Origin of the sequence: Streptomyces sp. NPDC088157, assembly GCF_044741545.1 — a bacterium.
GTDB lineage: Bacteria > Actinomycetota > Actinomycetes > Streptomycetales > Streptomycetaceae > Streptomyces.
This window is the reverse complement of sequence record NZ_JBIUSU010000003.1, coordinates 685,227-691,307: the sequence shown is the minus strand read 5'-3', so window position 1 is coordinate 691,307 and position 6,081 is coordinate 685,227. Positions and strand designations below refer to the sequence as shown.

General features: G+C 71.9%; 7 protein-coding genes. 3 read left to right on the top strand and 4 right to left on the bottom strand.

Features of this window, described 5'->3' with window-relative positions; genetic code table 11:
* Positions 1 to 250 precede the first annotated feature (250 nt).
* Positions 251 to 547, bottom strand: coding sequence for a DUF4235 domain-containing protein (locus tag ACIPFH_RS14240; RefSeq protein ID WP_401826185.1), 297 nt, complete (start codon positions 545 to 547; stop codon positions 251 to 253).
* Between the two features lie 38 nt (positions 548 to 585).
* Complete coding sequence (locus ACIPFH_RS14235; protein WP_401826182.1) at positions 586 to 1,608, bottom strand: glutathione S-transferase family protein; 1,023 nt, start codon at positions 1,606 to 1,608, stop codon at positions 586 to 588.
* A 293-nt stretch (positions 1,609 to 1,901) separates the two neighbouring features.
* On the opposite strand from ACIPFH_RS14235, the gene ACIPFH_RS14230 reads away from it, so the two are divergent.
* Complete coding sequence (locus ACIPFH_RS14230) at positions 1,902 to 2,828, top strand: cation diffusion facilitator family transporter (protein ID WP_401826180.1); 927 nt, start codon at positions 1,902 to 1,904, stop codon at positions 2,826 to 2,828.
* A 139-nt stretch (positions 2,829 to 2,967) separates the two neighbouring features.
* Here ACIPFH_RS14230 and ACIPFH_RS14225 read toward each other — a convergent pair whose 3' ends face one another.
* Both ACIPFH_RS14225 and ACIPFH_RS14220 read right to left on the bottom strand, forming a co-directional pair.
* Positions 2,968 to 3,417, bottom strand: coding sequence for a nitroreductase family deazaflavin-dependent oxidoreductase (locus tag ACIPFH_RS14225; protein WP_401826179.1), 450 nt, complete (start codon positions 3,415 to 3,417; stop codon positions 2,968 to 2,970).
* 108 nt (positions 3,418 to 3,525) lie between these two features.
* Entirely contained in the window at positions 3,526 to 4,149 is a 624-nt protein-coding gene (locus ACIPFH_RS14220) for a LysE/ArgO family amino acid transporter (protein WP_401826177.1), read from the bottom strand.
* 312 nt (positions 4,150 to 4,461) lie between these two features.
* On the opposite strand from ACIPFH_RS14220, the gene ACIPFH_RS14215 reads away from it, so the two are divergent.
* A complete protein-coding gene (locus ACIPFH_RS14215; protein ID WP_401826175.1) occupies positions 4,462 to 5,790 on the top strand; it encodes a cytochrome P450 in 1,329 nt (442 codons plus the stop codon).
* Between the two features lie 11 nt (positions 5,791 to 5,801).
* Positions 5,802 to 6,005, top strand: a complete 204-nt coding sequence (locus ACIPFH_RS14210; protein ID WP_401826173.1) for a ferredoxin — start codon at positions 5,802 to 5,804, stop codon at positions 6,003 to 6,005.
* The last annotated feature ends 76 nt before the right edge of the window (positions 6,006 to 6,081 follow it).

The following is a 6,081-nucleotide window of genomic DNA, read 5'->3' as shown; positions in this document are numbered from 1 at the left end:
CCGTCACCGCTGACCGTGACCGGCTACCGCCGTCACCGCCGACCGTGACCGGCTACCGCCGTCACCGCTGACCGTGACCGGCTACCGCCGTCACCGCCGACCGCGAGCGGCCACCGCCGCCTACCCGCGCCCGACTCGCCGTCGGCCGCGACGGATCCACCGCCTACCACCCTGGCCCAGCCCCCGCCGACCGCGACCGACCGGCCGCCGCCGACCACGGTCGGCCGCGGCCGGTCGCAGCCCGGGACGCTCAGTCTCGGCCGGCCCTGTCCTCGGCCGGCCACACTCCCGTGGAGCGTTCGATCGCCTTGGCGCCGGTGCGGTCGGCGGCGCTGCGGACCGCCGCGAAGATCGCGCCCTGGACCGCCGCGGCCAGCAGGATCTCGCCCCAGCCGCGATCCCGGTCCAGGGCGTCCGGTGCGTTGTCCTCATGTCGTATCGCCTTCCACGCCTTGCGGAACGCGATCCCCGCCAGGGCGCCGCTCGACCAGCCCAGCAGGAAGCCGAGGGGCTTGTAGACAAGGGGGAGTTTCCTCTTCTTCGCCACGTGTGTCTCACTCCTTCTGCGATGCGTGGACAGGGGTCTCAGGGCCGCCCCCGCGCCGGTACCTCCTCGTCGGCGCGGACCGGACCGGGCGGTGACCCGGCGCCGAACGGACGGCCTCCGAGTTCCTCTCGGTGGTGGGGGGTGTGCCAGCCGGCCAGGTCCGGGCCGAGGGGGACGATTCCGGTCGGGTTGATGCCGGTGTGCACCTGGTAGTAGTGCCGCTTGATGTGGTCGAAGTCGACGGTGTCGCCGAAACCGGGCGTCTGGAAGAGATCCCGGACGTACGCCCGGAGGACCTGGTTCTCCGTCAGCTTCCAGCGGTTGCACTTGAAGTGGCCGTGATAGACGGCGTCGAAACGCACCAGCGTGGTGAACAGCCGGATGTCCGCCTCGGTGATCGTGTCTCCCACCAGGTACCGCTGCCGGGCCAGTCGGGACGTCAGCAGATCCAGCCGCCGGAAGACACCCGCGCACGCCTCCTCGTACTCGCCCTGCTCACTGGCGAAACCCGCCCGGTACACCCCGTTGTTGACGTCCTCGTACACCTCGGCCATCACCGTGTCGATCTCGTCCCGCAGCGGGGCCGGGTAGAGGTCGGGGGCGCCGGGGCGGTGCAGGGCGGTCCACTCGGTGGCGAGGTCCAGGGTGAGTCGCTGGTAGTCGTTGGTCACCAGCTCGCCGCTCGGTACGTCCACGATCGCCGGCACGCTCACGCCGCCCGGGTGGCCGGCCTCCCGTCGTTCGTACGCCTCCCCGAGATACCGGATGCCGAGGACCGGATCGCGGCCGTCGGGATCGAGGGTGAACCGCCAGCTGCGGTCGTCCTGGACCGGGTCGGCGATCGCCATCGACAGTGCGTCCTCCAGGCCGAGGAGCCGTCGGGAGATCACGGCTCGGCTCGCCCACGGACAGGCACGGCTGACCACCAGACGGTAGCGGCCTTCGGTCACGGGCCAGCCGTCCCGGCCGTCCGCCGTGATCCGGTCGGTGAAGTGGCTCTTGGACCGCTTGAACGCCCGATGCCCGTAGGCGCTGTTGCCGTCGCCTCCGTCGCCACTCATGGCTGCTCCCGTCGCCGTCGCGCGTGCGTGGTGCCTGTCCTGCTCAACGCGTTCCCCGATTTCGGCCGACGGCACGGAATGGGCTCGATCGGCGGGGGCAGTCGGCGAAGGTGACCGGGACACCTTCAGGGCGCAACGCCGAACAGACAGCCGAACGGAACACCGAACGGGCAGCCGAGGAGAAGGCCCGACGGGGAGGCGACGAGGAAGCCCGACGGGGAGGCGACGAGGAAGCCCGACGGGGAGGGGATCGCGCGGATCGCACGGCCGAACCGAGCGACCGCAGGACACGCGTGACCGTCCTGGTGGCGCTCGCCGCCAACCTGGTCATCGCCGTCGCCAAGGCCGTGGGTGGTCTGTTCGCGGGCTCGCCCGCGCTGCTGTCGGAGGCGGCGCACTCCGTGGCCGACAGCCTCAACGAGGTCTTCCTCCTCGCCGCGCTGCGCCGCAGCCGACGCCCGGCCGACGCACGGCACCCCTTCGGCTACGGCAAGGAACGCTTCTTCTGGTCGTTGCTGGCCGCCGTGGGGATCTTCGTGATGGGCGGCTGCTTCTCCTTCTTCCAGGGCGTCGAGGCCCTCCGGAGCGGGGTCGAAGAGGAACTCAGCGGCTATGTGGCGGGCCTGATCGTGCTCGGCGTCGCCTTCCTGGCCGAGGGCGCGTCGCTGCTGCGGGCCCTGCACCAGGTGCGCCGCCAGGGCGGCGGCGTCGCCGGCCTGCGCGATCCGGCCCTGCGTACGGTGGTCGCGGAGGACGGCACCGCGGTGCTCGGTGTCACCCTGGCGGCGATCGGCATGGCCCTGCACATGGTGACCGGACAGGTCGTGTGGGAGGCCTCCGCCTCACTGGCGATCGGCGCGCTGCTCGTCTACGTCGCCTACCGGCTCGGCCGCGAGGCCCGCGACCAGCTCATCGGAGAGGCCGCCGACCCGGAGACGGGGGCGCGGATCCGCGCGCTGCTCGACGCCCAGCCCGAGATCGACAGCGTGGAGGCGCTCTTCACGATGAAGATGGGCCTCGACTCGGCCCTGGTGGCGGCTCGCGTCGACCTCATGCCGGGTCTGGACAGCGAGCGGGTCGAGGAGGTCGCGGTGCGCATCAAGCGCTCGATCGCCGACACGATCCCCGAGGTGGACCAGGTCTTCCTCGACGTGACCGACCGCCGTGCGTGCGAGACAGGCGAAAGCCCCGCCGCGACGGGGGAACGCGGCGGGGCCTGACTGTCGGTTGCCCGGTGCGAGCGCCTTCATGCGCGCCCGGAACAGATTTTTCTACGACGTCCTCGGAGGGACTCGTTCCACGGGCGCGGAACGATTACCTCCCGGGGTGACGGCCGCTGTCCGGGCGACGACCGTGGTCTCAGCCTTCGTCGGCGGGCTCCACGACGAACACCGGGATCTCCCGGTCCGTCTTCTTCTGGTAGTCGGCGTACGGCGGATACGCGGCGACGGCCCGCTCCCACCATTCGGCCTTCTCGGTGCCGGTGACCTCACGCGCCGTCATGTCCTGCTTGCGCGGTCCGTCCTGAAGCTCCACCCGTGCCTCGGCCTTGACGTTGAAGTACCAGACCGGGTGCTTCGGAGCCCCGCCCAGTGAGGCGACCAGGGCGTAACGGCCGTCGTGCTCCACTCGCATCAGCGGCGTCTTGCGGAGCTTCCCGCTCTTCGCCCCCCGGGTCGTCAGCAGAATGACGGGCATTCCCGTGTCCAGCAGCGTGGTCCCCTCGGTGCCGCCGGAGCGCTCGTACCGCTCCACCTGGTCACGCACCCACTGCGTCGGGCTGGCTTCGTACTCGCCTTCGAGAGGCATGGCATCCTTCCCCTTCGTCATGTCGTCGCGTCGTTCGCGTCACGTACGCCCGACCCGCACGGTGCTTCAACACCGGTGGCCGCGAGATTCATCCGTCCCAGGGCGTACCTACCCCACCATTCGTACCGCCAGCACCGTCATCACCGCGCTCGACACCAGCGCCGTCACCAGCCGACCCCGGTGACCGGTCGGCGCGCGCCCCAGCAGTGCCCCGCCCGCGGCGAGCGACACCTGCCAGCTCGCGGAGGCGAGGAAGGCGGCCAGCACGAACACGCCCTGTTCCAGGGGCCGTACGGAGTCGGTGGTGCCGCTGCCGAGGACCAGCGCGGCGAAGTAGACGACGGTCGTCGGGTTGAGGAGGGTGATGCCGAGGAGGCTGAGGAAGGCCCGGCCCGGGTTCGGCGGGGCCGGCGCGGACCGGGTGCTGAGCCGGTGGGCCCGGTACTGGCGTACGGCGGCCACCGCGCCCCGTGCCGCCAGCACCAGCAGGACCAGGGCCGAGGCCCAGCGCAGCGGTGTCAGCACCGGCCGCAGTACGGCGGCGACGGCGGAGCCCCCGACCGTGGCGACCAGGGCGTAGATGCCGTCCGCGACGGCGACGCCGAGCGCGGCGCACACGCCGATGCGCAGGGAGGTGCGGGCGGTGAGGGAGACGAGGTAGGTCGCGACCGCGCCGACGGGTACGGCGATGCCGTAGCCCGCGACCAGCCCCGCGACGAGCTCGGCCGTCACGATCGCGCGGTGTCGGGCCTCCGGGGGCGGCCGGGCTGCTGCTGCACTCGCGCCGGAAGAGCGGCGGCGGACGTGAGCGGCAGGAAGGCGTCGATGCTGGACATGGCCGGATCCTGCGGGTGCGGGCGGGTCGGCGGCAACCGGTTTTCCCGCCGCCGCCCGATGGGTGACCTTTTGGGTGACGATTTGGAGCGAACGGTTCCGGCCGTATCGCCCCATTCGTCGATCTGGCCGAACTGCGCGTCGCCCTATAGGTGCCCAGAGCATCTAATGAAGATCGGTACGACGCACTCTTCGTCTGCGAGGTCACCCATGACGGACACGACGGACACGACGGATCTGACGGATCTGACGGATGCGACGGACACGAAGGAAGTGACGGACACGGCAGAGGTGACGCACACGCCGGATCTCACGGAAGCGCCGGATGCCACGGATGCGACGCGAGGTCCGGCTCTCGTCGCCTTCCCGCAGGACCGGACCTGCCCGTACCGGCCGCCCGCCGCCTACGACCCCCTGCGGGACTCTCGTCCGCTGGCCCGCGTCACCCTCTACGACGGTCGCACCGCCTGGCTGGTCACCGGACACCAGACCGCCCGCGACCTGCTCGCCGATCCCCGCCTGTCGACCGATCGCACCCGCCCCGGCTACCCGGCGACCTCGCCCCGCTTCACGGCGCTGCGCGACCGCCGGGCGGCCCTGCTCAACGTCGACGACCCGGAGCACCACGCCCAGCGTCGGCTGCTGGTCGCGAACTTCACCCTCAAACGCGCCACCGCCCTGCGCCCGGCCATCCGGCGGATCGTCGACGAGCGGATCGACGCGATGCTCGCGCAGGGACCGCCCGCGGAGCTGGTGAACGCCTTCGCGCTGCCCGTGCCGTCCATGGTGATCTGCGAACTGCTCGGCGTTCCGTACGCCGACCACGAGTTCTTCGAGGAGCAGTCGCGCCGGATGCTGCGCAGCCGGGTGCCGGGGGAGGTGAGCGACGCGCGCGACCGGCTCGACGTCTACCTCGGCGCGCTGATCGACCGAAAGCTGGCGGCGCCGTCCGGCGCCGACGGCGTTCTCGACGCCCTGGTCCACGAGCAGGTGCGCGAGGGCCTGGTGGACCGGGAGGAGGCGATCGCGCTGGCCACCATCCTGCTGGTCGCGGGCCACGAGACGACCGCCAACATGATCTCGCTCGGCACCTACACCCTGCTCCAGCACCCCGAGCGGCTGGCCGAGCTGCGCGCCGATCCCTCGCGGCTGCCGGCGGCCGTCGAGGAACTGACGCGGATGCTGTCCATCGCCGACGGGCTGCTGCGGCAGGCCACCGAGGACATCGAGGTGGCCGGCGCGACGATCCGGGCGGGGGAGGGCGTGGTCTTCGCGACCTCCGTCATCAACCGCGACGAGAGCGCCTACCCGGCACCCGACACCCTGGACTGGCACCGCTCCGCCCGTCACCACGTGGCGTTCGGCTTCGGCATCCACCAGTGCCTCGGCCAGAACCTGGCCCGCGCGGAGCTGGAGATCGCCCTGGGCGCCCTTCTCGAGCGGCTCCCCGGTCTGCGGTTGGCCGTGCCGGCCGCGGAGGTCCGCTGGAAGCCCGGTGACACGATCCAGGGGATGCTCGAACTCCCCGTGGCCTGGTGAGGGGGGCCGAGGTGCACATCGACATCGACACGGACGTCTGCATCGGCGCCGGCCAGTGCGCCCTGGCCGCCCCGGGAGTCTTCACCCAGGACGACGACGGCTTCAGCGCCCTGCTGCCCGGCCGTGAGGACGGGGGCGGTGACCCGATGGCCCGGGAGGCCGCGCGGGCCTGTCCGGTCGGCGCGATCAAGGTGTCCGGGACGGCCGTCGGCTGACGGCCGTCCGGGTCACTGCTCAGCCCAGCAGCAGCCGCGCCGCCTCACGTGCTTCCGCCGTCGGCTGACGGCCGTC